The 21,911-nt window shown below is 70.2% G+C and carries 22 protein-coding genes; 14 read left to right on the top strand and 8 right to left on the bottom strand.

Going from position 1 to position 21,911, the window contains the following annotated elements; translation table 11 throughout:
- Nucleotides 1-5: 5 nt before the first annotated feature.
- Together ABGB12_RS23045 and ABGB12_RS23040 are read right to left on the bottom strand one after the other, a co-directional pair.
- Nucleotides 6-1,169: a serine hydrolase domain-containing protein gene (locus ABGB12_RS23045; protein ID WP_347681213.1), complete on the bottom strand. Its 1,164-nt coding sequence runs from the start codon at nt 1,167-1,169 to the stop codon at nt 6-8.
- A gap of 48 nt (nt 1,170-1,217) precedes the next feature.
- On the bottom strand, nt 1,218-1,817 hold the full coding sequence (locus tag ABGB12_RS23040; protein WP_347681211.1) for a cadmium resistance transporter: 600 nt from the start codon (nt 1,815-1,817) through the stop codon (nt 1,218-1,220).
- Nucleotides 1,818-1,882: 65 nt separating this feature from the next.
- Between ABGB12_RS23040 and ABGB12_RS23035 the strand changes: the two genes are divergently transcribed.
- The 8 genes from ABGB12_RS23035 to ABGB12_RS23000 all read left to right on the top strand — a co-directional run bounded on the left by ABGB12_RS23035 (nt 1,883) and on the right by ABGB12_RS23000 (nt 10,606).
- Nucleotides 1,883-2,389, top strand: a complete 507-nt coding sequence (locus ABGB12_RS23035) for a DinB family protein (RefSeq protein ID WP_347681209.1) — start codon at nt 1,883-1,885, stop codon at nt 2,387-2,389.
- 200 nt (nt 2,390-2,589) lie between these two features.
- A complete protein-coding gene (locus ABGB12_RS23030; protein ID WP_347681207.1) occupies nt 2,590-3,525 on the top strand; it encodes a L,D-transpeptidase in 936 nt (311 codons plus the stop codon).
- 70 nt (nt 3,526-3,595) lie between these two features.
- Nucleotides 3,596-4,171, top strand: a complete 576-nt coding sequence (locus ABGB12_RS23025; RefSeq protein ID WP_347681205.1) for an AAA family ATPase — start codon at nt 3,596-3,598, stop codon at nt 4,169-4,171.
- 67 nt (nt 4,172-4,238) lie between these two features.
- A complete protein-coding gene (locus ABGB12_RS23020) occupies nt 4,239-4,808 on the top strand; it encodes an NAD(P)H-dependent oxidoreductase (protein WP_347681203.1) in 570 nt (189 codons plus the stop codon).
- Complete coding sequence (locus ABGB12_RS23015; RefSeq protein ID WP_347681201.1) at nt 4,805-6,556, top strand: ABC transporter ATP-binding protein; 1,752 nt, start codon at nt 4,805-4,807, stop codon at nt 6,554-6,556. The genes ABGB12_RS23020 and ABGB12_RS23015 overlap by 4 nt, the downstream gene beginning before the upstream one ends.
- Nucleotides 6,553-8,376 (top strand): ABC transporter ATP-binding protein, encoded by a 1,824-nt coding sequence (locus tag ABGB12_RS23010; RefSeq protein WP_347681199.1) that lies wholly within the window; start codon nt 6,553-6,555, stop codon nt 8,374-8,376. Before ABGB12_RS23015 ends, ABGB12_RS23010 begins: the two co-directional genes overlap by 4 nt.
- 144 nt (nt 8,377-8,520) lie before the next feature.
- Complete coding sequence (gene leuC / locus ABGB12_RS23005; RefSeq protein ID WP_347681197.1) at nt 8,521-9,921, top strand: 3-isopropylmalate dehydratase large subunit; 1,401 nt, start codon at nt 8,521-8,523, stop codon at nt 9,919-9,921.
- A 103-nt stretch (nt 9,922-10,024) separates the two neighbouring features.
- Entirely contained in the window at nt 10,025-10,606 is a 582-nt protein-coding gene (locus ABGB12_RS23000; RefSeq protein WP_347681196.1) for a hypothetical protein, read from the top strand.
- 1 nt (nt 10,607) lies between these two features.
- Here ABGB12_RS23000 and ABGB12_RS22995 read toward each other — a convergent pair whose 3' ends face one another.
- Nucleotides 10,608-11,774 (bottom strand): HAMP domain-containing sensor histidine kinase, encoded by a 1,167-nt coding sequence (locus ABGB12_RS22995; RefSeq protein WP_347681194.1) that lies wholly within the window; start codon nt 11,772-11,774, stop codon nt 10,608-10,610.
- A gap of 11 nt (nt 11,775-11,785) precedes the next feature.
- Complete coding sequence (locus ABGB12_RS22990) at nt 11,786-12,439, bottom strand: response regulator transcription factor (RefSeq protein ID WP_347681192.1); 654 nt, start codon at nt 12,437-12,439, stop codon at nt 11,786-11,788.
- Nucleotides 12,440-12,635: 196 nt separating this feature from the next.
- On the opposite strand from ABGB12_RS22990, the gene ABGB12_RS22985 reads away from it, so the two are divergent.
- The 4 genes from ABGB12_RS22985 to ABGB12_RS22970 are packed head-to-tail and all read left to right on the top strand — an operon-like array spanning nt 12,636 to nt 16,280.
- A complete protein-coding gene (locus ABGB12_RS22985; protein ID WP_347681190.1) occupies nt 12,636-13,142 on the top strand; it encodes a hypothetical protein in 507 nt (168 codons plus the stop codon).
- Nucleotides 13,139-14,329: an efflux RND transporter periplasmic adaptor subunit gene (locus tag ABGB12_RS22980; RefSeq protein ID WP_347681188.1), complete on the top strand. Its 1,191-nt coding sequence runs from the start codon at nt 13,139-13,141 to the stop codon at nt 14,327-14,329. Before ABGB12_RS22985 ends, ABGB12_RS22980 begins: the two co-directional genes overlap by 4 nt.
- Nucleotides 14,326-15,048, top strand: coding sequence for an ABC transporter ATP-binding protein (locus ABGB12_RS22975; protein WP_347681186.1), 723 nt, complete (start codon nt 14,326-14,328; stop codon nt 15,046-15,048). Before ABGB12_RS22980 ends, ABGB12_RS22975 begins: the two co-directional genes overlap by 4 nt.
- Nucleotides 15,045-16,280 (top strand): ABC transporter permease, encoded by a 1,236-nt coding sequence (locus ABGB12_RS22970; protein WP_347681184.1) that lies wholly within the window; start codon nt 15,045-15,047, stop codon nt 16,278-16,280. The genes ABGB12_RS22975 and ABGB12_RS22970 overlap by 4 nt, the downstream gene beginning before the upstream one ends.
- 3 nt (nt 16,281-16,283) lie before the next feature.
- Here the strand turns inward: ABGB12_RS22970 and ABGB12_RS22965 are convergent, their stop codons facing one another.
- Complete coding sequence (locus tag ABGB12_RS22965) at nt 16,284-17,366, bottom strand: hypothetical protein (RefSeq protein WP_347681182.1); 1,083 nt, start codon at nt 17,364-17,366, stop codon at nt 16,284-16,286.
- A gap of 87 nt (nt 17,367-17,453) precedes the next feature.
- Nucleotides 17,454-19,073: an acyl-CoA synthetase gene (locus ABGB12_RS22960; RefSeq protein WP_347681180.1), complete on the bottom strand. Its 1,620-nt coding sequence runs from the start codon at nt 19,071-19,073 to the stop codon at nt 17,454-17,456.
- 178 nt (nt 19,074-19,251) lie between these two features.
- Here ABGB12_RS22960 and ABGB12_RS22955 point away from each other — a divergent pair, with 178 nt between their 5' ends.
- Nucleotides 19,252-19,428, top strand: a complete 177-nt coding sequence (locus ABGB12_RS22955) for a hypothetical protein (RefSeq protein ID WP_347681178.1) — start codon at nt 19,252-19,254, stop codon at nt 19,426-19,428.
- Nucleotides 19,429-19,551: 123 nt separating this feature from the next.
- Nucleotides 19,552-19,860, top strand: a complete 309-nt coding sequence (locus ABGB12_RS22950; RefSeq protein ID WP_347681176.1) for a hypothetical protein — start codon at nt 19,552-19,554, stop codon at nt 19,858-19,860.
- A 73-nt stretch (nt 19,861-19,933) separates the two neighbouring features.
- Here ABGB12_RS22950 and dmpG read toward each other — a convergent pair whose 3' ends face one another.
- Together dmpG and ABGB12_RS22940 are read right to left on the bottom strand one after the other, a co-directional pair.
- Nucleotides 19,934-20,962 (bottom strand): 4-hydroxy-2-oxovalerate aldolase, encoded by a 1,029-nt coding sequence (dmpG, locus tag ABGB12_RS22945; protein ID WP_347681174.1) that lies wholly within the window; start codon nt 20,960-20,962, stop codon nt 19,934-19,936.
- Nucleotides 20,959-21,906: an acetaldehyde dehydrogenase (acetylating) gene (locus ABGB12_RS22940; protein ID WP_347681496.1), complete on the bottom strand. Its 948-nt coding sequence runs from the start codon at nt 21,904-21,906 to the stop codon at nt 20,959-20,961. The genes dmpG and ABGB12_RS22940 overlap by 4 nt, the downstream gene beginning before the upstream one ends.
- Between the last annotated feature and the right edge of the window lie 5 nt (nt 21,907-21,911).

The following is a 21,911-nucleotide window of genomic DNA, read 5'->3' as shown; positions in this document are numbered from 1 at the left end:
GCGGGTCAGGTGTCGAGCGTGCGGTACAGGGCGGCCAGGAAGGCGTCGAACATCGGGGCGTGCGGGGGAAGGCACTGGGTGAGCAGGACGGCGGCGGCGTCGCGGTCGGGGAAGGAGTACCAGACGGTGCCCAGGCCGCCGCCCCAGCCGTAGCGGGGTGTGCGGGCGCCGGTGCCGTGATCGGGGGTGACGACCTCGACGCCGTAGCCCCAGCCGCCTTGGAGGAACGTCCGGTCGGTGGACGAACGGGGACGCCGGGGGCTCAGGTGGTCGGTGGTCATGGCCGTGACGGACGCCGGTGAGAGGAGGCGTGTTCCGTCGTCGGCCTTCCCTCCGGAGAGCAGCATCCGGGTGAAGCGCAGGTAGTCGGGCGCGGTGGAGACCAGGCCGCCGCGTGCGTCGGGGAAGGCGGGAGGGGTGTTCCAGCGGCTGTCGGCCGTTCCGTCGAACGGGACGAGCCGGCCCTCCTCGTCGCGGGTGAGGCAGGGGATCAGGCGTTCCCCGGCGTGCTCGGGGACGGTGAAGCCGGTGTCGGCCATGCCGAGGGGCTTGAGGAGGCGGTCGTCGAGCAGGACGTCCAGGGGGCGTCGCGCGGCGCGGGCGAGCAGGACGCCGAGCACGCCGAAGGGCAGGTCGTAGGCCCATTCCGTGCCGGGCTGGTACATCAGCGGCAGCCGGGCGAAACGTGCGATCCATTCGTCGGGGGTGAGCGGGGAGGACGGGTCGGGCGGGCCGACGCCCAGGCCGAGGGCCGCGGCCTCCTCCAGGACGGGGCACGGGCCGTCGAGGTGGAGGCCGAATCCCATCCGCATCGTGAGCAGGTCGTCCACGGTGATCGGGCGTTCGGCGGGCACGGTGTCGTCGAGTGGCCCGTCCGGGCGGCGCAGGACGCGCCGGTCGGCCAGTTCCGGGATCCAGCGGTCGATCCGGTCCTCGGGGGACAACACGCCGTCCTCGGCCAGCACCAGGGCCAACGCGGCGATGAGCGGTTTCGTCATGGACGCGAGGCGCACCACCGCGTCGCCACGCATCGGCTCGCCGCCGGCCCGGCCCATGGCCGCGAGGTGCGTCTCCGAGCCCAGGGAGACCGCCAGCACGGCCCCGGGCACGGCTCCCGCCGCGACGTGCTCGCGGACCACTCTCCGGAGCGGATCCCAGTCGATCGTCATGGCCGCGACGCTACCCAGAGGGTGCGACAGAACACGGCGGGTTCCGGGTCACAGCCCGAAGGCGCCGCCTTCGACGAGGATGAGCAGGCCGAGGCCGATCAGGACGACCGGCAGGAGGACGTGGCCCCAGCGGCTGAGGGTCCGGGCGACGACGGGGCGGGTGGCGAGGAAGCGGCCCGCCGCGCACCAGACGGCGACCAGGACGAGGAAGACCGTCACGTACACCCACATCCCGCCGGTTCCCGTGGTGGCGAAGACCGGGACGTAGACGCCGATGTTGTCGCCGCCGTTGGCGAACGTGACGGCGGCGACCTCCAGCGGGCCCGGCCCGTCCTGGGGCCGCCCGGAGTCGGGGGAGTCCTCGTCGCCGCGGTCCTTCCAGGTCCGCCAGGCGGCCTTCAACCCGAGCGCCAGAGGGAGCAGTCCCAGGTAGGGGAGGGCCGATTCGGGCAGGAAGGCGGCGCCGAAGGCCGCGGCCAGGGCCGCGAGGAGGATCGCGGCGAAGCCGAGGTACTGGCCGAGCGTGATGCGGAGGGCGGAGCGGGGCCGTCCTGCCCCCCGGGCGAAGAACAGCGCCAGGACGAGCAGGTCGTCGATGTTGGTGACGGCGAACAGGGCGGCGGCCTGCCCGATGATGCCCAGGGTCACTCGGTGAGCGTACCGGCGGATATTAACGAGTAGCCGGATCCGGGACGGATTGGGATGATCCGCGCATGGGAGATTTCCAGCGGGCCGAACGGCCCCGGGTGGCGGACGAGCGGACGACGCTGATCGGATTCCTGCAGTTCCAGCGGGACACGCTGGCCTTGAAGTGCGAGGGGCTGACGGCCGAGCAGCTCAGGCGGAAGGAGATCCCTCCTTCGGAGTTGTCGCTGCTGGGGCTGGTGCGGCATATGGCCGACGTCGAGCGCGGCTGGTTCCGCAATGTCGTCGCCGGGGAACCGAGAGAGCTTCGGTCGGGGAGCGCGTCGGCCAGGACGGCGGGTTTCGACGCCGAGGACGCCGACGTGGAGGAGGCCTTCGCGGTCTGGCGGAAGGAGTGCGAGAACTCCCGGGCGGTCGTGGACGCCGCCGAGTCCCTCGACGTCACGGGCGTTCACCGCACGGGTCGCGTCTTCTCGCTCCGCTACGTGCTCGCGCACATGATCGAGGAGTACGCCCGGCACAACGGCCACGCCGACCTGCTCCGGGAGCGCGTCGACGGAGTCACCGGGGAGTAGCCGCGGGCGCGGAAGGCATGTCACGGACGTGGAAACGTGACGTGTCACGGTTGTGAATCAGGCGAGTGATGATCTGGTGGATTCTGGGGGTGCTTCAGGGGTTTCGTCAGCGGGGCGGAGTAGGGTTTTGCCCTGCTCATTGGTGATTGTCGGGATATGGGGGCATACTCCCGGCGCACAGAACCCCCTGGAGAAGAGACATGCGTGGTGTCGCCCTGCTCGGGTTGTGCTCTTTGGTGCTGGTGACGGGAATGGCCGGCGGGGCGGCCGCGGCCCCGGCGGACGAGCGGGCGGGTGAACGGGCCAAGGCCAAGAGGCTGTCGATCGACGACATCACCCCGAAGCGGGGGGAGAAGGTCGGCACCGGGATGCCGATCATGCTGCGGTTCACCCAGAAGATCCGGAACAAGAAGGCGGTGGAGCAGGCGCTGGTCGTGGAGTCGACGAAGTCGACGGAGGGCGCCTGGTTCTGGACGACGAGTTCGCAGGGGACGTCGCTGGCGATCTTCCGGCCGAAGACGGAGTGGAAGCCGAACCAGAAGGTGACCGTCACGGCGAACCTGAAAGGCGTCAAGGCGGGCGGCGGCGTCATCGGCATGAAGAACGGCAGCATGTCGTTCACCGTCGGCAACTCGCACGTCCTGAAGATCAACTCCAAGAAGTACCGGGCCAAGGCCTACAACAACGGCAAGCTGGTGCGCTCCTGGCCGGTGAGCCTCGGGTCCGGCGGCGAGCGCAAGAACGGCGTGGACGTCCTCATCACCACCAGCGGGGTGCACCTGGTGATGGCGCACAGCAAGCTGGAGCGGATGATCTCGCCGGGCAAGAAGGAAGGCGACCCCGGCTACTACGACGAGATGATCCCGTGGGCGACGCGGATCAGCGCCAGCGGCGAGTACATCCACCAGAACATGTCCGACCCGTCCTGCCTGGGGCGCCGCAACTGCAGCCACGGCTGCGTCCGCTCCCCCGGCGGCGACGCCAAGTGGTTCATGAAGTGGTCCTACCGGGGCGACAAGGTCATCATCACCGGGACGAAGCGGAAGCTCGACTGGAACAACGGTTGGGGCTACTTCCAGATCCCGTGGAAGAAGTGGGTGGCCGGCGGCGCGCTGAAGCAGCCCGTCAACACCTGACGTTCCAGCAGGCCCGGGCATCCCGTACGGGGGTGCCCGGGCCTTTTCATGCCGGCGTTAACGTGGCGTGATGAGCGACTCGGCGACCGTCTGGATAGTGGCCGGCCCACCCGGAAGCGGCAAGACGACGGCTTGCGCACTGCTCCTCGAACGGCTGCGCCCCGTGCCCGCGCTCCTGGACAAGGACACCTTGTACGGGCCGTTCGTCGCGGCCACTCTCGCCGCCGCGTCACGCGACCCGGGCGAACGCGAAGGCCCCTGGTACGACGAGCACATCAAGTGCCACGAGTACGCGGGGCTGACGGCCACGGCTCGCGAAATCCGCTCCCACGGCTGTCCCGTGATGCTCAGCGGCCCCTTCACCGGCCAGATCCGCGACCCGCGGAGGTGGGAGGCCTGGCAGGAGGAGCTGGGCGGCCCGCCCGTCCGGCTCGTCTGGATCCGGACGGACGCCGCGACCCTGCGTACGCGCCTCACGTCCAGGGGTCTTCCCCGGGACGCCGGCAAGCTCGCCGCCTTCGACGCGTTCCTCGACCGCATGCGGCCGGACGTTCCTCCCCCGGTGCCGCACCTCGAACTGGACAACCGCCTGGAGCGGGGCGAGTCCCTGCCGGAACAGGTCGACGCTCTTCTCAAAAGACATTGACTTGAAGTGAACTTCAACTTCTAGCCTTTCGGTGATCGATCTTTCGCTCACCGAAAGGAAGAAGAAGATGACCGAACCGATCAGGCTCGCCGTGCTGATGGCCAGCACCCGCGGGGGCCGGATGGCTCCCCTGGTCACGCGCTGGTTCGTCGAGCAGGCCGAGCGGCACGCGGACGTGAAGGTCGACGTCCTGGACCTGGCCGAGCTCAAGCTGCCGGAATCCCTGGACGGCCGGGACCCCGCCGTCGCCGCGGTGAGGCCGCGCATCGAAGACGCGGACGCGTTCGTGGTCGTCGTGCCCGAGTACAACCACAGTTTCCCCGCTCCCCTGAAGACGGCGATCGACTCCTTCTACAAGGAGTGGCAGGCCAAGCCCGTCGGGTTCGTCTCCTACGGCGGCATGTCGGGCGGGCTGCGGGCCGTCGAACAGCTCCGCCAGATCTTCGCCGAGCTGCACATGGTGTCGGTCCGCGACGGCGTGAGCTTCCACAACGTGTGGAGCCACGTCGGCCCGGACGGGGAGTTCCCCGCCGAACCCGACGGGTGCGGCCAGGCCGCCCGGGCGATGCTGGACCAGCTCGTCTGGTGGGCGAACGCCCTGCACGACGCCAAACGACGCGTTCCCTACGGCAGTTGACGGGAGAGAAGACCATGCTGGTCCGCCTGCTCCGCGACTACCTCCGGCCCTATCCGCGGGATCTCGTCCTGATCCTGCTGACGCAACTCCTGACCGTCCTCGGAATGCTCCTCATGCCCGCGCTCAACGCCGACATCATCGACGAGGGAGTCGTCACCGGCGACACCGGAAGGATCCTCGGACTCGGCCTGGTGATGCTGGCGGTGACCCTGGCGGGAGCGGCCGGCTCCATCGGCGCCACCTACTACGCCTCCCGCGCGGCCATGGCCGTCGGACGGGACCTGCGTGCCGCCCTCTTCGAGAAGGTGCAGTCCTTCTCCGGGCGGGAGGTCGGACGCTTCGGCACGCCGTCACTGATCACCCGCGTCACGAACGACGTCCAGCAGGTGCAGATGGTGGCGTTGCTGACGTTCACCATGCTCATCACGGCTCCCGTCATGTGCCTGGGCGGCACCGTCATGGCGCTGCGCGAGAACGTGGCGCTGTCCGGAGTGCTGTTGTTCGCGCTCCCCGCGATGGCCGTCATCTTCGCGGTGATCCTGCGGCGTATGGGGCCGCTCTACCGCCGGATGCAGGACCATCTCGACACCGTCAACCGCGTCCTGCGAGAGCAGATCACCGGCGTGCGGGTCGTCCGGGCGTTCGTGAAGGACGACGCGGAGCGTGTGCGCTTCCGCCGTACCAACCGGGAATTGCGAGGTGTCTCGACGCGGGTCGGCTTCCTCATCGCGATGATGTTCCCGCTGGTCATGCTGCTCGCGAACCTGTCCAGCGTCGCGGTGCTCTGGTTCGGCGCCCACCGGGTGGACGAAGGGGCGATGGGCGTCGGCTCCCTGATGGCCTTCCTGGCCTATCTGATGATGATTTTGATGACGGTCATGCTGGCTGCCTTCACGGTGCTGATGATGCCGCGTGCCGAGGTCTCCGCCCAGCGCATCCGTGAAGTGCTCGACACCTCCTCCAGCGTCGTTCCGCCCGCCCGTCCCGTCCGGGGGCTCGCGTCCCGGGGACGCGTGGAGCTGCGCGGAGTGGGGTTCGGCTACCCCGGAGCGGAGCAGGCGGTCCTGCGTGACGTCGATCTGGTGGTCGAGCCGGGGGAGGTCGTCGCGATCGTCGGCAGCACCGGAAGCGGTAAGACCACGCTGCTCGACCTGATTCCGAGGCTGTTCGACGCGACGGACGGACAGGTGCTCGTCGGAGGCGTCGATGTACGGGAACTCGACCCGTCACTGCTCTCCAGGACGGTCGGTTACGTCCCGCAGAAGCCCTTCCTGTTCTCCGGGACCGTCGCCTCCAACCTGCGTTACGGCCGCCCCGACGCTACTGACGACGAACTCTGGCAGGCACTCGAAGTCGCTCAGGCGCGTGACTTCGTCGCGGAACTCCCCGAAGGGCTGAACGCCCCGGTCAGCCAGGGCGGAAGCAACCTGTCAGGCGGCCAGAGGCAGCGGCTCGCGATCGCGCGCACGCTCGTCGTCCGGCCTGGCGTCTACCTCTTCGACGACTCCTTCTCCGCGCTCGACTACGCCACGGACGCGGCGTTGCGTGCGGCCCTTCCGGCCTACACGTCCGGTGCGACCGTCCTGATCGTGGCGCAGCGTGTCAGCACGATCCGTCACGCCGACCGCATCGTTGTCCTGGACCGCGGCACGGTCGCCGGTACGGGCACCCATGACGAGCTGATGGCGGGCAGTCCCACCTACCGCGAGATCGTCCTGTCCCAGCTGACCGAGAGCGAGGCGGCATGACCGAGAAGACGCCGGCCTTCCGAGGCCCGGCCGCGTTCTTGAACGCGCCAGGCGAGAAGTCCCGTGACGCGGCGCGCACGGGCCGCCGCCTGCTCGCCCTGCTGCGCCCCGAAAGCAAGCTGATCACGCTGGCGCTGCTGTCCACCCTGGCCAGCGTCGTCTGCGCCGTGGCCGCTCCGAAGGTCCTGGGCCGGGCCACCGACCTCATCTTCACCGGGGTCACCACCGGCCGTCCCATCGACTTCGCGGGAATCCGCGACGTGCTGCTCTGGCTTCTGGCCCTCTACCTGGTCTCCGCTTTCTTCCTGCTGCTCCAGGGCCGCGTGCTGAGCAGGCTGGTGCAGCGCTCGATGTACAGGCTGCGCGACCGGGCGCAGGCCAAGCTCTCCCGGCTGCCGCTGCGGTACTTCGACGAGCGGCCGCGAGGCGACCTGCTCAGCCGGGTCACCAACGATGTCGACAACCTGTCCCAGACGTTCTCCCAGACTCTCGGCCAGGTGTTCAACGCGGTGCTGACCCTGGCCGGGGTGCTGGCGATGATGTTCTGGATCTCGCCTCTGCTGAGCGTCGTGGCCCTGGTGGTGATCCCGCTGTCGTTGTCCACGGCGAAGCGGATCGCCGAGCGAGCCAAGCCGCGCTTTCTGGAACAGTGGGGGACGACCGGGAAGCTCAACGGGCACGTGGAGGAGGCCTTCACCGGGCACGCCCTCGTGCGGCTGTTCGGGCGGAACGAGGAGGCGGCCCGGCGTTTCGACGAATACAACGAGGGGCTCTACCGGGCGGCTTTCAAGGCCCAGTTCGTCTCGGGTCTGGCCCGTCCGGCGACGATGCTGCTGGGCAACGTCGGTTACCTGCTGGTCGCGGTCATCGGCGCCTACCGGGTGGCGTCCGGGTCGCTGACCCTGGGGGATGTGCAGGCGTTCGTCCAGTACTCCCAGCAGGCCACCCAGGGTGTGAGCCAGGCGGCGAGCCTGGTCAACCTGCTGCAGTCCGGGCTGGCTTCGGCGGAACGCGTCTTCGCCCTGCTGGACGAGCCGGAGCAGTCCTCCGATCCGGACGAGTCGCGCCGTCCCTGCGTGCTGCGGGGCGGGGTGGAGTTCGAACGGGTCTCCTTCGGCTACACGCCGGGCCGTGCGCTGATCCGGGACCTGTCGCTGGCCGCCGAGCCCGGGCAGACCGTGGCGATCGTCGGCCCGACGGGCGCGGGCAAGACCACGCTCGTCAACCTGCTGCTGCGGTTCTATGAGCTGGACGCCGGCCGCATCACGCTGGACGGCGTGGACATCACGGCGATGTCCCGGCGGGAGCTGCGCTCGGCCACCGGCATGGTGCTGCAGGACGCCTGGCTCTTCCAGGGCACGATCGCCGAGAACATCGCCTACGGGGCGGAGAACGCCACCCGCGAGCAGATCGAGCGGGCCGCGCGCGCCGCTCACGTCGACCGTCTCGTCGCGACCCTCCCCGACGGATACGACACCGTCCTGGACGACGAGGCGTCCGGTGTCAGCTCGGGTGAGAAGCAGCTGATCACGATCGCCCGCGCCTTCCTGGCCGATCCCCAGATCCTCATCCTCGACGAGGCCACGAGCTCCGTCGACACCCGTACCGAGCTGCTCGTCCAGCGCGCCATGAACGATCTGCGCCGGGGGCGCACGAGTTTCGTCATCGCCCACCGCCTGTCCACCATCCGGGACGCCGACCTCATCCTCGTCCTGGAGTCCGGCCGTATCGTCGAGCAGGGCGCTCACGAGGAGCTCCTCGCCCGCGGCGGCCCCTACGCCGCCCTCTACGATGCCCAGTTCGCCCAGGCCACTCCCTGACTTTAGATTTTTGCCCCGATTGTTCGGTATATCCGGCAATCGGGGCTTTCGTATGGTCTGTTAAAGATCGATTGTGTGCATTAGCATGGCCGAAATCTGGGATTTCCGTCTCACAAAATGAGACGCCTCGGCAGGAGGAACCCGATGGGCGAGACCCTCGCGCAAAAGATCTGGGACCGGCACGTCGTCAGCCGCTCCGAAGGCCGGCCCGACCTGCTCTACATCGACCTCCACCTCCTGCACGAGGTGACCAGCCCCCAGGCCTTCGGCGGCCTCCGCGCCGCGGGACTGCCCGTCCGCCGCCCCGACCTCACGATCGCCACCGAGGACCACAACGTCCCCACCGACGACGTCGACGTCATCGCCGACCCCCTCTCCCGCAGGCAGCTGGAGACCCTCCGCGCCAACTGCGCCGAGTTCGGCGTCCGCCTCCACCCGCTCAAGGACCCCGACCAGGGCATCGTGCACGTGATGGGCCCCCAGCTGGGCCTGGTCCAGCCCGGCATGACGATCGTCTGCGGCGACTCCCACACCTCCACCCTCGGCGCCTTCGGCGCGCTGGCCTTCGGCATCGGCACCAGCGAGGTCGAACACGTCCTGGCCACCCAGACGCTCTCCGCCGCGCCCTTCAAGACGATGTCCGTGACGGTCGACGGCGCCCTCGGGCCGGGCGTGACGGCCAAGGACATCATCCTCGCCGTCATCGCGCGGATCGGGACGGGCGGAGGCCAGGGCCACGTCATCGAATACCGGGGCGAGGCGATCCGCTCCCTGTCGATGGAAGGCCGCATGACGGTCTGCAACATGTCCATCGAGGCGGGAGCCAGGTCCGGCGTGATCGCCCCCGACAAGACCACCTTCGAGTACCTGAAGGGCCGCCCCCACGCCCCCGAAGGCGAGGACCGGAACGCGGCACTGGCCCACTGGCGGACCCTCCGCACCGACGAGGACGCCGTCTTCGACCGCGAGGTGACCCTGGACGCCGGGACCCTCACCCCCTACGTGACCTGGGGGACCAACCCCTCCCAGGGCCTCCCCCTGGCTTCGTCCGTCCCCGACCCGGAGTCCTTCGCGACCCCCGCGGAACGCGACGCCGCCCGGCAGGCCCTCGCCTACATGGATCTGGCCCCCGGCCTCCCGCTACGGGACATCGCGATCGACACCGTCTTCCTCGGCTCCTGCACCAACGGCCGCATCGAGGACCTCCGCGCCGCCGCGGCCGTCCTGCACGGCCGCAGGATCGCCGACGGCGTCCGCATGCTCGTCGTCCCGGGCTCCTTCAAGATCAAACTCCAGGCCGAGCGGGAGGGCCTGGACCGCGTCTTCACCGCCGCCGGCGCCGAATGGCGCCACCCCGGCTGCTCCATGTGCCAGGGCATGAACCCCGACAAGCTGGCTCCGGGACGGCGCAGCGCCTCCACCTCCAACCGCAATTTCGAGGGCCGCCAGGGCAAGGGCGGCCGCACCCATCTCGTCTCCCCCGTGGTGGCCGCGGCCACCGCCGTGACCGGCCGCCTCGCCTCCCCCGCCGACCTCCCGGCCTGAAGGCTTTTCCCGCGGGTAACCCGAGCTTCAAGAGCACGGTTCTTTTCCGCAAGTCCGGATGGGGGGCTTCTAGGCCGTCGTTGGACTGGAAGGAGGTGTCTTCTTGGACAGAGAAGAGATGGAAGAACGGGTCCTGAAAGCGGCCGGAAGGATGTTCTCGCAGCTCGGTTATGACGCGACCACCCTCGAGATGATCGCGGGCGCCGTGGGAAGGGGGAGTGAGTGCTCCGAACTGCTGCAGCGCGGCAAGCAAGGTCTCTACCGCGAGGTCTTCGCTTACATCTACAAGCTGTCCGAAGACCGTATGCGGACCGCTCTGGAGAAGGCGTCCGATGACGCCGGAGGACTCCATTACACGGTGGACGAGTACATCGACCTCATACTCGAACACCCTGAGATACCCGCCCTGTGGAAGCAACGCGGCCTCCTGGACGCCGTGGACATCGACTTCCCCGAGGAGCATCTCCAGCCGCCTTTGCAGGCCGCGCTGACCTCTCGCCGGTGGGAGGGAACGCGCCCGGACCTGGACCTGAAGTTCCTCTCCTGGCTCGTCATGTGGTCGATGGGAGGCTTCATCGACAACGGGCTCCCCGACGATTCAGGTCAATGCCACCTGGCCGACCATCCGCCCACCCTCCAGTACTTCCGCGCCCGGCTCCACGAGATGATCGACCGCATGGCCTGAGTCAGGCCGTCACCCGACCCCTCGCGGAGGGAAAGGAGATCTCCACGCGGAGCCCGCCGTCCGGGCGCGCCCGCGCGTCGACGGCGGCGCCGTGGGCGGTGGCGACGGCCCGGACGATCGACAGGCCGAGGCCGTGGTGGCCGTCCCGGCCCCTGCTGCGGTCTAGCCTCTGGAAGGGCTCGAAGATCAGCCCCACCCGGTCCGCGGGGACGGGTTCCCCGGTGTTCGCGACGGTGACGACCGGCCTGCCGTTCCTGATCTCCGTGGTGAGCCGCACCCAGCCGCCCGGCACGTTGTAGGAGAGCGCGTTGTCGAGGAGGTTGGCGATGAGCCGGTCCACCAGCTCGGGGTCGCCTTCCGTACCGGCGGGAGCGAGACCGGCGTCCAGCCGCAGGCCGCGCCGCCGAGCCTCGGAGCCGGCCGCGGCAAGAGACCTTTCGGCGCGGTCGGCCAGGTCGACCGGCTCCCTGCGGTCGAGGCCCCGCTCGCCGGTGGTCAGGGTGAGCAGCGACTCCAGCAGCCTGCCCTGCTGCCGACAGACCTCCAGGACCCGTTCGAACGACGCGCGGAACTCGGGGACGTCGGCGTCCTCGTCCATCAGCGTCTCCTCGATCAGGGCGTGTTCGAGGGTGAGCGGGGTGCGCAGCTCGTGGGCGGCGTTGGCGACGAAACGCTTGTGCGCGTCCATCGCCGCCTCCAGCCGGGCCAGCAGCCCGTCGATCGTGTCCGACAGGTCCTTCAGCTCGTCGGCGGGGCCGTCCGCGGCGAGCCGCTGGTGCAGGTTGCGCGCCGAGATCCGCTGAACGGTCGCGGTCATGGCGCGCAGCGGGCGCAGGACGCGCCCGGCGACCACCCAGCTGACCGCCAGCGAGAGCACCGCCATGATCGCCAGCGCGATCCCGGACTGCGTCAGCAGCTGCTGCAGCTCCTCTTGGCGTCGTGCCTCGTCCTCGGCACGATGGGCGGAGAACATGTCGAGCATGGTGGGTAGAGGATCGCCGCCCCCTTGATCTCCCGGCCGGTTGACGAGCATCCGGAAGGTGGAGCGCGAGGAGTGGAGGAACAGCAGGTAGAGGATGCCGAGCAGGACCGCGCCCGACAGGGTGGACAGCACCACGTAGAGAAGGGCGAGCCGGGTGCGGACGCGGCGGGGCCGGGGGACGCGCATGGGTGGGTGCCTCAGATCCGGTAGCCGCCGCGGGGGACGGTGTCGATGAGCGCGGGTTCGCCGAGTTTCTGCCGTAGCCGGCTGACGGTCGCCTTGACGGTGGTGGTGAACGGGTCGGTCGCCTCGTCCCAGACGCGTTCGAGCAGCTCCTCCGCGGACACCGCCCGCCCCCGTGCGGCCAGCAGGTACTCCAGGAGCGAGAACTCCTTCGGGCTGAGCCCGAGCCGCACTCCGCCCCGGAACACGACGCGCCGGGCGGAGTCGAGCTCCAGGTCGCCGTGCGTCAGGACCGGCGGAACGGCGGCCTGCGGGCGGCGGCCGACCGCCCGGATCCGCGCGATCAGCTCCGCGTAGGCGAACGGTTTGGGCAGGTAGTCGTCCGCGCCCAGGTTGAGGCCTTCGACCCGGTCGCTGATCGTGCCGGACGCGGTGAGCATCAGCACCCGGGTCCTGGGCTCCCGCCCGACCAGCGCGCGGCACACGTCGTCGCCGTGGACGCCCGGCAGGTCGCGGTCCAGGACCACCACGTCGTAGTCGACGGAGACCGTCCGCTCCAGCGCGTCCGCCCCGTCGTGGACGACGTCCACGGCCATGCCCTCGCGGCGCAGCACCCGGGCCACCGACCCGGCCAGCTCCACCTGGTCCTCGACCACCAGAACCCGCATCGCACCCACCCGGCCTCACCGAATCCCCGTGTCCCCGCGTCCGGGACCCAGGATGCCCCGGACGAGGTCGCAGCACGGTCACAGTCACGGTACTCAGCCGCGCAGGGTCACAACGGGGTCATGAACACGCGGACCGCCCTGTGACCGCCCGCCTCATAGAAACCTCCCGAAGCGATTCCGATCAAGGAGATCACCGATGCCGGTCCTGAAGACCTCCGGATTCCTGCTCGCGGCGGCCCTGTCCCTGGGGCTCGCCCTCACCGGCTGCGGCGCCGACACGGACGAGACGGCGTCGCCCGGCGCCGGTGACGGCGGCACCTCCCAGAACGACAGGGCGGTCGAGTACGCCCGGTGCATGCGGGAGAACGGCGTTCCGGCCTTCCCCGACCCGGTGGACGGCCGGTTCATGATCAAGGGGGGTCCCGGTCAGGGGCTCGACCCGCAGAGCGAGGCGTTCAAGAGCGCCCAGGAGAAGTGCAAGGAGTGGGAGCCACCCGGAATGACCGGAAACGGCGGCGGCCAGGCGCAGGAGCAGATGCTCGAGTACGTCTCCTGCATGCGGAAGAACGGCGTGCCGAAGTTCCCGGACCCCGAGGGCGGCCGGCTCCGGCTCAGCCCCGACATGGGCGTCGACCCGGAGTCCCCGGCGTTCAAGCAGGCCGAGGAGGCGTGCAAGGACCTCCTGCCGGGTGGTGGGGCATGACGGAGACCGGGACCGACACACGCGCGGTCGAAGAGCAACCGGCCCCCGTTCCCCGGGCGCCGCGACGGCGCCGCGGGTTCCGGTTCGCGGGCGGCGGTCTCGTCCTCGCCGCGGCCGTCGCGGCGGGCCTCGTCGCGACGTCGGGCCACCCGTTCGGCGACGGCGATCCCTCGTCGGCCACCGCCGACACGAACACGGCGACGGCGGAAGTCCGCAGGGGGCCGTTGTCAGCGCAGATCAACACCGACGGGACGCTGACCTACACGGTCCGTCCCGACGGGACCCCGCACACCGCGATCAACAAGGCCGCCGGCGTCTACACGAAGCTGCCGAGCGCGGGCGACGTGATCAAATGCGGCAGGAGCCTCTACACGGTCGACGACGACCCGGTGGCCCTGCTGTGCGCGAACCGGCCCTTCTACCGGTCGCTCTCGCGGGGAGACTACGGCTGGGACGTCCGGCAGCTCAACAACGGGCTGCTGGAACTCGGCCATGCCGACGACGGCGAGATCGACGAGGACTCCGCCTACTTCGGCCATGAGACCGAAGAGGCGCTGGAGGAGCTCCAGGACGAGATCGGCGCCGACGTGACCGGCGTGCTGGAGGCGGGCGAGGCGGTGGCCCTGCCCGGTCCGCTGCGGGTCGGCCGGACCCTCGTCAAAGCAGGGACGACCGCGACGCCCGACACCCCGGTCCTGGAGGCCACCGGCACCGGACGACAGGTGACGGTCGCTTTGAGCGCGTCCCAGCAGACCGGCGTCAAGGTCGGTGACAGGGCCCGGATCACGCTGCCCGGCAACAAGACGACGAAGGGCGAGGTCACGCGGATCGGCACCGTCGCCCAGTCGACCGCGCAGGACGAGAGCGAGCGGACCTCCCAGTCCGGCTCGTCGGTCGCGGAACTGCCCGTCCACATCACGCTCGACGAGCCCGAGGACGCGGGAGACCTCGACGAGGCCCCGGTCCAGGTGGAGATCACCGTGGACGGAGTCAAGGACGCCCTGACCGTCCCGGTGACCGCGATCATCGGTATCGCGGGGAACGGGTACGCGGTCGAGCGGGTCGCCCCGTCCGGGGCGAAGGAGGTCGTTCCGGTGACCCTGGGGCTCTTCGACGACGCGGGCGGCGTCGTCCAGGTCGAGGGAGACCTCCAGCCCGGCGACCGAGTGGCGGTGCCGGCGTCATGAGCATCGCTGAACACGCGGCCCCGCCGGTCCTGGAGCTGACGGCCGTCACCAAGATGTACGGGTCGCAGCCGCCGGTGCCCGCGCTGCGCGGAGTGGACCTGACCGTCCGGAAGGGTGAGCTGGTCGCGGTCGTGGGTCCGTCCGGCTCGGGCAAGACGACGCTCCTGCACGTCATGGGGACCCTGGACCGGCCCAGCGACGGCGTCGTCCGGATCGGCGGCGTCGACGTCGGCGGGCTCGACGACCGGCGGCTCGCGGCTCTGCGCGCCAGGAGCATCGGTTTCGTCTTCCAGCAGTTCTTTCTGGCCGAGCACTCGACAGCGCTGGAGAACGTCGCCGACGGGCTGTTGTACGCGGGCGTCGAAGTGAAGGAACGGCGGGAGCTGGCGCGAAGGGCGCTCGAACGCGTCGGCCTCGCTCACCGGGCGGAGTTCAAGCCGGGCAGGATGTCCGGCGGCGAGCGGCAGCGAGTGGCGATCGCCCGCGCCCTCGTCGGCAGGCCGGCGATCGTGCTGGCCGACGAGCCGACGGGCAACCTCGACAGCGCGACCGGTGCGTCCATCATCGGACTGCTCCACGAGCTCAACGCCGGTGGCGCGACCATCGTCGTCATCACCCACGACAGGGGGCTGGCGGCCAGGCTTCCCCGTCAGGTGCACGTTCGCGACGGCCGGATCGTCTCCGACAGCGCCCTGCCCGTCGGGGAGGCGCTGACATGAACACCGCGGACATGACCGCCCCGGCCCGGCTGCGTCAGGGGGACAGGGTCCGGCTGGCGAGCATCGGCCTCCGGTCGCGGAAACTGCGGGCCGTCCTGTCGGGGCTCGGCATCGCCATCGGCGTCGCGGCGATCGTCGCGGTGCTCGGGCTGTCGTCCTCGTCGCAGGCGGGGCTGCTCGCCGAGATCGACAGGCTGGGGACGAACCTGCTGACGGTCTCCGACGGGCAGACGCTCAGCGGAGGCGTGGCCAGGCTCCCGCTGGAGGCGCCCGGCAGGGTCGGCCTGCTCGAGGACGTCGAGGCGGTCGCGCACACCGGGTCCGTCGCGGACGCCAAGGTCTTCCGCAGCCCGCTGATCCCGCCGGTGAACACGAACGCGCTCCAGGTGCGGGCCGCCGGCCTGAACCTGACGGAGGTGCTGGCCGTCGAGGTCGCCGCGGGCGAATGGCTCAACGCGGCGACGGCCAGGGCGCCGGTGACCGTGCTGGGCGCGACCGCGGCCAGGCGGATGGGGATCACCGGTGTCCATCCCGGCCAGCGGATCTGGCTCGGCGGGCAGTGGTTCTACGTCGCGGGGATCCTGGAGCCCGCGGTGCTGGCCGAGGAGATCGACACCAGCGCGCTGGTCGGATACCCGGTCGCGCAGGCACTCCTCGACCACACCAGCGTGGTGCAGGGCGAGACGACCGCGGGGCCGCCGAGCACGGTGTACGTGCGGGCGAAGACCGGCAGGGTCGAGGAGGTGCGGTCGGTTCTGGCGCGGACGGCCAATCCCGAGGCGGCCAACGAGGTCGACGTCAGCCGGCCTTCGGACGCGCTGACGGCGCGGGCCGCGGCCGAGGGCGCGTTCGACAGCCTGTTCCTGGGGCTGGGCGTGGTGGCCCTGGTGGTCGGCGCGGTGGGCGTCGCCAACATCATGATCATCTCGGTGCTGGAGCGGCGCTCGGAGATCGGTCTGCGGCGCGCCCTCGGCGCGACCAGGGGACAGATCCGGGCGCAGTTCCTCTCGGAGGCGATCGTGCTCGCCCTGCTCGGCGGAGCGGCGGGGGTGGCGGCCGGAGCGCTGGCGACCGTCCTCTACGCGAGCGGCAAAGGCTGGGCCGTGGTCGTGCCCCTCGAAGCCTGGGCCGGGGGCCTGGCCTCGGCCCTGCTCATCGGGGCGGTCGCCGGCCTTCTGCCCGCCGTCCGCGCCGCGCGCCTCTCCCCGACCGAGGCGCTGAGGAGCGTCTGATCCTCAGGCCGCCGGGTCGGGGAGGCGGCGGCCGTCGGTGGAGAGCGGGCCCCTGCCGAAGAAGGGCAGGTAGTGGCGGCAGAGGATGTCGGCGACGAAGGCCTGGCGGGTCTCCAGGCCGGTCTTCTCGAAGACGGCCTGGAGATGGCCCTGGACGGTGTCGAGGTCGAGGCCGAGGTGTTCGGCTATACGTTCGGGGGCGTATCCGCGCAGGGTGCGCCGGGCGACGTCCTCCTCCTGCCCGGTCAGCCCGTACGCGCTGAGGACGACGGCGCTCAGCGTGCTCCAGGGGGACGGGCCGAGCGAGACGGCGACGACCCGTTCCCCCTCCTGGTCCATCGACCACGCGTGGACGGACAGGGGGCTTTTGGAACGGCCGGGGATCTCGGTCCGCGCCGTGCCGGAGAAGAGCGTCGCGTCGATCGTCCCCTGGAACCGCCGGGCCTGCTCGGGATCCTCCTCCAGGAGGTCCAGCCAGGTACGGGCCATCGGGGTCGCGGACAGGATGGTGCCCCCGCCGTCGAGGATGAGGCGGCCGGGAGCGTCGGGGACGGCGCCGGTGTCCGTCCCCTCCAGGAGCAGAGTGCGCCGCAGCGCTTCGGTGGCGGGGCCGCTGAGCGCGGTGGCGCACTCCTCCTCCGCCGCGGTGAACGGCGCGCCTCCCGCCTTCCGGCACAACACCAGCACGCCCCACAGGTGCGGGCCGTTGCGCAGGGCGATCCGCAGCTCGTCGCCGAGTCCCTGCGGCCGCAGGATGGCCTGGTAGTAGACGCTGGCCTCGATCCGTCCGCCCATGGAGCGGCTGAGCAGGCGGGTCGGGGCCGAGCTGCTCGCCAGGTCGCGCAGGTCGCCGGGCTCGTCCGCCGCGAAATGTTCGATCTCGAAGATCCGGGTGAGGTACTCCGGCGGGAAGCCGACCTCGACGTACCCTCCGGTGTCGAGCAGCGTGGACGGGTCGAGCATGACGGCGCACCACACGTCGGCCGGTATCCGCTCCACCGCCTCGTGACACGTCGTCTTGAGCACGTCCAGGGACGTGTGCTGGGCGGCGAGTCTCTGCTCGAATTCGAAGAGGTCGAGGCGCATGCTCCCACAATAAGATCTGATTGATCGCATATCCGGGAAACGGGAGACAAGGCAGAACCCTTGTCTCTGGCTCTGTTAATTGTAGAGTCAACCGCCCTCTTCTCGGGGCTCTTCCGAGGCCAGTTTCGCATGCTCCGCCCGGAGATCCTTTTTCAGGATCTTGCCGCTGGGGTTCTTCGGCAGGGCGTCGGCGAAGACCACGTATTTGGGCCGCTTGTAGGGGGCGAGGAGCTCGCGGGCGTGGGCCTGGACGTCCTCGGCGGTGAGGCGGGCGCCGGGCCTGGGCACGACGACCGCGGTGACCGCCTCGATCCAGTGCGGATGGACGATCCCGAAGACCGCGACCTCGGCGACGCCGTCGAGGCGGTAGAGCGCCTCCTCGACCTCCCGGGAGGCGACGTTCTCCCCACCGGTCTTGATCATGTCCTTCTTGCGGTCGACGACGGTCAGATAGCCGTCGGCGTCGATGACCCCGAGGTCCCCGGAGTGGAACCAGCCGCCCCGGAAGGCCTCGGCCGTCTTGTCCTCGTCGTCGTAGTAGCCCAGTGACGCGTGCGGGCTGCGGTGCACGATCTCCCCGACCCGGCCGGGCGGCAGCGGGCGGTCCTCGTCGTCGACGACGCGGGTCTCCACGTTGAGCGCCGCCCGGCCCGCCGACCCGGCGTGCGACAGCTGCTCGTGCGGCCGCAGGATGGTGGCCAGCGGCGACATCTCGGTCTGCCCGTAGAAGTTCCACAACCGCACCTCGGGCAGCCGCTCCCGCAGTTCGCGCAGCACCTCGACGGGCATGGCGGAGGCGCCGTAGTAACCCTTGCGCAGGCTGGACAGGTCCCGGGTGTCGAAGTCCGGGTGGCGCAGCAGTGAGATCCACACCGTCGGCGGGCAGAACAGCTTGGTGGCCTTCTCGGACTCGATCGCGGCCAGCAGCGCGGCAGGATCGGGGGAGGGCAGGATGACGCTGGTGGCCCCCAGGTAGACGTCGACCGAGAAGAAGCAGTCCAGCTGGGCGCAGTGGTACATCGGCAGCGCGTGGACCTCGACGTCGTCGGCGCTCATCCCTCCGTCGATCGCGCAGGAGACGTACTGGCTGATCAGCGATCTGCTGGACAGGAGCACGCCCTTGGGCCGCGACTCGGTGCCGGAGGTGTACATCAGCCGCAGCGGGTCGTCGTCGGCGACCAGGACGTCGACCGGCGTCTCGTCCCCGCCGTCGATCCAGGCGTCGACGTCCTCCCATCCCTCGGCCGGAGCCGCGCCGGACAGCCCGATCCAGCCGCGCACCCCGCCGGAGAGCCCGGCGAGGGCGACCGCCCGGGCCGCCGTGGGCGCGAGCACGTCCTCGGCGACCATCCCGCTCGCGCCGGAATGGTCCAGGATGAACGCGATCTCCTCGGCGCCGAGCATGAAGTTGACCGGCACCAGCACGACGCCCAGCCGCGCCGTGGCGAAGACCAGCACCGCGAACTGCCACGAGTTGTGGCTCAGCAGCGCCAGCCTGTCTCCCTTGGCCAGGCCCCGTGCGGCCAGGGCGTTGGCGCACCGGGTCACCGCCAGGTCGAACTCGGCGTAGTCCGCCCGCCGCCCGCCGGCGATCACGGCTGTCCTGTCCGGATACCGCAGCGCGGTCCGGCGGAGCATGTCCCCTGTCGCGTGTCGGCGCGCGTCCGCGATCAACTCAAGGGTTCCGGGGGTGAATTGACGGTCCATGGGCTGATCCTCCCCTCGGGGATGAAGACCTAACTCCAGACGAGAGCGCGGTGTCGAGTTCAACCCCTTACAGATCATTACTTTCCTCCTGTTTCATCCGTTTAATCCGGGTAGGGAACCAGGTGAGAGAAACCGAATCAGTGATGCCTGATCGACGATCCGGAGGAGTTGAGGCCCGATGTCCACGCCCGAGGAGAACGCTCCCAAGACCCGCCGTACCGACCAGGTCCTCCCCCGCCCGGACGAGGGGGCCCGGCGGCCGGAGAAGGGAGAGGAGACCGAGATGGGCGCGAAGCTCAAGGAGGCGATGAAGGAGGCCGACCTGAGCCGGGAGGATCTCGCCGGAGAGGGCTGAACGCCAGACGCGCGAACTCCCCGAGCCTGGAACCCGTCCGCCGGTCCGATCGTTGGATGACGCACTGGATGCGCTCTCGGGGATGAGGGTTTCAGGAGGGAAGAAGTCCTGGAAAGACCGCAAATGGAAAAGGAGCCCGGAGCGGGCGGGGAGTCCCTGCTCTGGCTCAGTACCCAGGTGACCGAGGTCGAAGCGCTCTTCGCCCTCGCCTTGGCCGCGCCCACCCTGCTGGCGGAGCGTCGCGCCCTCGGGGAGCTCTCGGACGCCGCGGAAAGGCTAGCCTTCTACGCCCGCTGCGCCGCGGCGGGGGTCTCGCTGAAGAACCGCCCCCGCGTCCTCGTGGCCCCCCGCAGTGCCCGCGGCCGCCGCCGGGCCGCCAGAGCCCGGCGCGGCGCCGATCTGATCATCGGCTGGACCACCCGCAACGCCTGACCATTGAACACTTCCATGCCCGAAAGGCCGCTGAGCGGGAACGGTCAGCGGCCTTTCGCGGCGGGAAGGGACGTCAGGCGGAGGCCTTCGCCTCGGCCTGGAGGTCCAGGGCGATGTCGATGATCATGTCCTCCTGGCCGCCGACCAGCCTTCTGCGGCCGACCTCGAGGAGGATCGTGCGCACGTCCACGCCGTACCGGGCGGAGGCGGCCTCGGCGTGGCGCAGGAAGCTGGAGTAGACGCCGGCGTAACCCAGGGTCAGGGTCTCCCGGTCGACCTGGACGGGACGGTCCTGCAACGGGCGGACGAGGTCGTCGGCCGCGTCCTGGAGGGCGAACAGGTCGCAGCCGTGCTCCCAGCCCTGCAGGGACGCGACGGCGATGAAAGGCTCGATCGGGCAGTTGCCCGCGCCCGCTCCGTGCCCGGCCAGGGAGGCGTCCACCCGGGTGACGCCCTCCTCGACGGCGACGACCGAGTTGGCGACGGCCAGGGAGAGGTTCTGGTGGGCGTGGATGCCGATCTGGGTGCTCTCGTCGAGGACGTCGCGGTAGGCGCGGACGCGTTCGCGCACCCCGTCCATGGTGAGCCGCCCGCCGGAGTCGGTGACGTAGACGCAGTGGGCGCCGTAGGACTCCATCAGCTTGGCCTGCGCGGCGAGCTCCTTCGCGGGGGCCATGTGGCTCATCATCAGGAAGCCCGAGACGTCCATGCCCAGGTCGCGGGCCGCCGCGATGTGCTGGGCCGAGACGTCGGCCTCGGTGCAGTGGGTGGCGATGCGGATGGAGCGCACGCCCAGGGAGTAGGCGTGCTTCAGTTCGGCGATGGTGCCGATGCCGGGCAGCAGCAGGGTGGTGAGCACGGCGTTGCGGACGTTGGCGGCGGCGGCCTCGATCCACTCCCAGTCGGTGTTGCTGCCGGGGCCGTAGTTGAGGCTGCCGCCGGCGAGGCCGTCCCCGTGGGCGACCTCGATGGCGTCGACGCCGGCCGCGTCCAGCGCGGCGACGATCTTCGCGACGTTCTCGGGGTCGATGCGGTGCCGGACGGCGTGCATGCCGTCCCGCAGGGTGACGTCCTGGATGTACAGGTTCGGCTTGGCGTTCATCGGGCGGCTCCTGTGGCGATGCTCTCGGCGACGCGGAGGGCGGCGGAGGTCATGATGTCGAGGTTCCCGGCGTAGGCGGGGAGGTAGTGCGCGGCTCCCGCGACCTCCAGGAACACCGCGACCTTGGTGGTCACGCCCGTCGCGGGCCCGCCCTCGGGGAGCAGGGTGTGCACCGGTTCGTCCGCGGCGACCGGGATGAACTGCACCTCCTGCTTGAGGCGGTAGCCGGGCACGTACTCGTTGACCTCGGCGACCATCTTCTCGACGGACGCGCGGATCTCGTCGTGGTCGGCGTCGCCGATCAGGCAGAAGACGGTGTCACGCATGATCATGGGCGGTTCGGCCGGGTTGAGGATGATGACGGCCTTGCCGCGTTCGGCGCCGCCGACCCGCTCGATCGCCTGCGACGTGGTCTCGGTGAACTCGTCGATGTTGGCGCGGGTGCCGGGACCGGCCGAGCGCGACGAGATGGACGCGACGATCTCGGCGTAGGCGACGGGCGTGACCCGGGAGACGGCGTGCACGATCGGGATCGTCGCCTGCCCGCCGCAGGTCACCATGTTCACATTGTCGGCCTGGTCCTGCAGGTGCCGGTCCAGGTTGACGGGCGGGACGACGTAGGGGCCGATCGCCGCGGGGGTCAGGTCGATCAGCTTCTTGCCGTAGGGGGCGAGCTTCGCGGCGTTGGCCACGTGCGCCTTGGCGGACGTGGCGTCGAAGACGATGCCGATCTCGTCGAAGCCGTCCATCGCGATCAGCCCGTCCACGCCTTCGTGCGTGGTCGGGACCTTCATGCGCCGGGCCCGCGCCAGGCCGTCGGAGTCGGGGTCGATGCCGACCATCGCCCCCATCTCCAGGGTCTTCGACAGCCGGATCACCTTGATCATCAGGTCGGTTCCGATGTTGCCGGAGCCGATCACCGCCACCTTGGTCTTCTTCATGATCTTCC

This window comes from Actinocorallia sp. B10E7, from assembly GCF_039871655.1.
GTDB lineage: Bacteria > Actinomycetota > Actinomycetes > Streptosporangiales > Streptosporangiaceae > Actinocorallia.
This window is presented reverse-complemented; position numbering and strand designations above follow the sequence as displayed.

Bases quoted from the DNA above. Each gene is read 5' to 3' on its own strand.
- ABGB12_RS23045 (WP_347681213.1), bottom strand. From the start codon at position 1,169: ATGACGATCGACTGGGATCCGCTCCGGAGAGTGGTCCGCGAGCACGTC.
- ABGB12_RS23035 (WP_347681209.1), top strand. From the start codon at position 1,883: ATGGGAGATTTCCAGCGGGCCGAACGGCCCCGGGTGGCGGACGAGCGG.
- ABGB12_RS23030 (WP_347681207.1), top strand. From the start codon at position 2,590: ATGCGTGGTGTCGCCCTGCTCGGGTTGTGCTCTTTGGTGCTGGTGACG.
- ABGB12_RS23025 (WP_347681205.1), top strand. From the start codon at position 3,596: ATGAGCGACTCGGCGACCGTCTGGATAGTGGCCGGCCCACCCGGAAGC.
- ABGB12_RS23020 (WP_347681203.1), top strand. From the start codon at position 4,239: ATGACCGAACCGATCAGGCTCGCCGTGCTGATGGCCAGCACCCGCGGG.
- ABGB12_RS23010 (WP_347681199.1), top strand. From the start codon at position 6,553: ATGACCGAGAAGACGCCGGCCTTCCGAGGCCCGGCCGCGTTCTTGAAC.
- leuC (WP_347681197.1), top strand. From the start codon at position 8,521: ATGGGCGAGACCCTCGCGCAAAAGATCTGGGACCGGCACGTCGTCAGC.
- ABGB12_RS22995 (WP_347681194.1), bottom strand. From the start codon at position 11,774: ATGCGCGTCCCCCGGCCCCGCCGCGTCCGCACCCGGCTCGCCCTTCTC.
- ABGB12_RS22990 (WP_347681192.1), bottom strand. From the start codon at position 12,439: ATGCGGGTTCTGGTGGTCGAGGACCAGGTGGAGCTGGCCGGGTCGGTG.
- ABGB12_RS22985 (WP_347681190.1), top strand. From the start codon at position 12,636: ATGCCGGTCCTGAAGACCTCCGGATTCCTGCTCGCGGCGGCCCTGTCC.
- ABGB12_RS22980 (WP_347681188.1), top strand. From the start codon at position 13,139: ATGACGGAGACCGGGACCGACACACGCGCGGTCGAAGAGCAACCGGCC.
- ABGB12_RS22975 (WP_347681186.1), top strand. From the start codon at position 14,326: ATGAGCATCGCTGAACACGCGGCCCCGCCGGTCCTGGAGCTGACGGCC.
- ABGB12_RS22970 (WP_347681184.1), top strand. From the start codon at position 15,045: ATGAACACCGCGGACATGACCGCCCCGGCCCGGCTGCGTCAGGGGGAC.
- ABGB12_RS22965 (WP_347681182.1), bottom strand. From the start codon at position 17,366: ATGCGCCTCGACCTCTTCGAATTCGAGCAGAGACTCGCCGCCCAGCAC.
- ABGB12_RS22960 (WP_347681180.1), bottom strand. From the start codon at position 19,073: ATGGACCGTCAATTCACCCCCGGAACCCTTGAGTTGATCGCGGACGCG.
- ABGB12_RS22955 (WP_347681178.1), top strand. From the start codon at position 19,252: ATGTCCACGCCCGAGGAGAACGCTCCCAAGACCCGCCGTACCGACCAG.
- ABGB12_RS22950 (WP_347681176.1), top strand. From the start codon at position 19,552: ATGGAAAAGGAGCCCGGAGCGGGCGGGGAGTCCCTGCTCTGGCTCAGT.
- dmpG (WP_347681174.1), bottom strand. From the start codon at position 20,962: ATGAACGCCAAGCCGAACCTGTACATCCAGGACGTCACCCTGCGGGAC.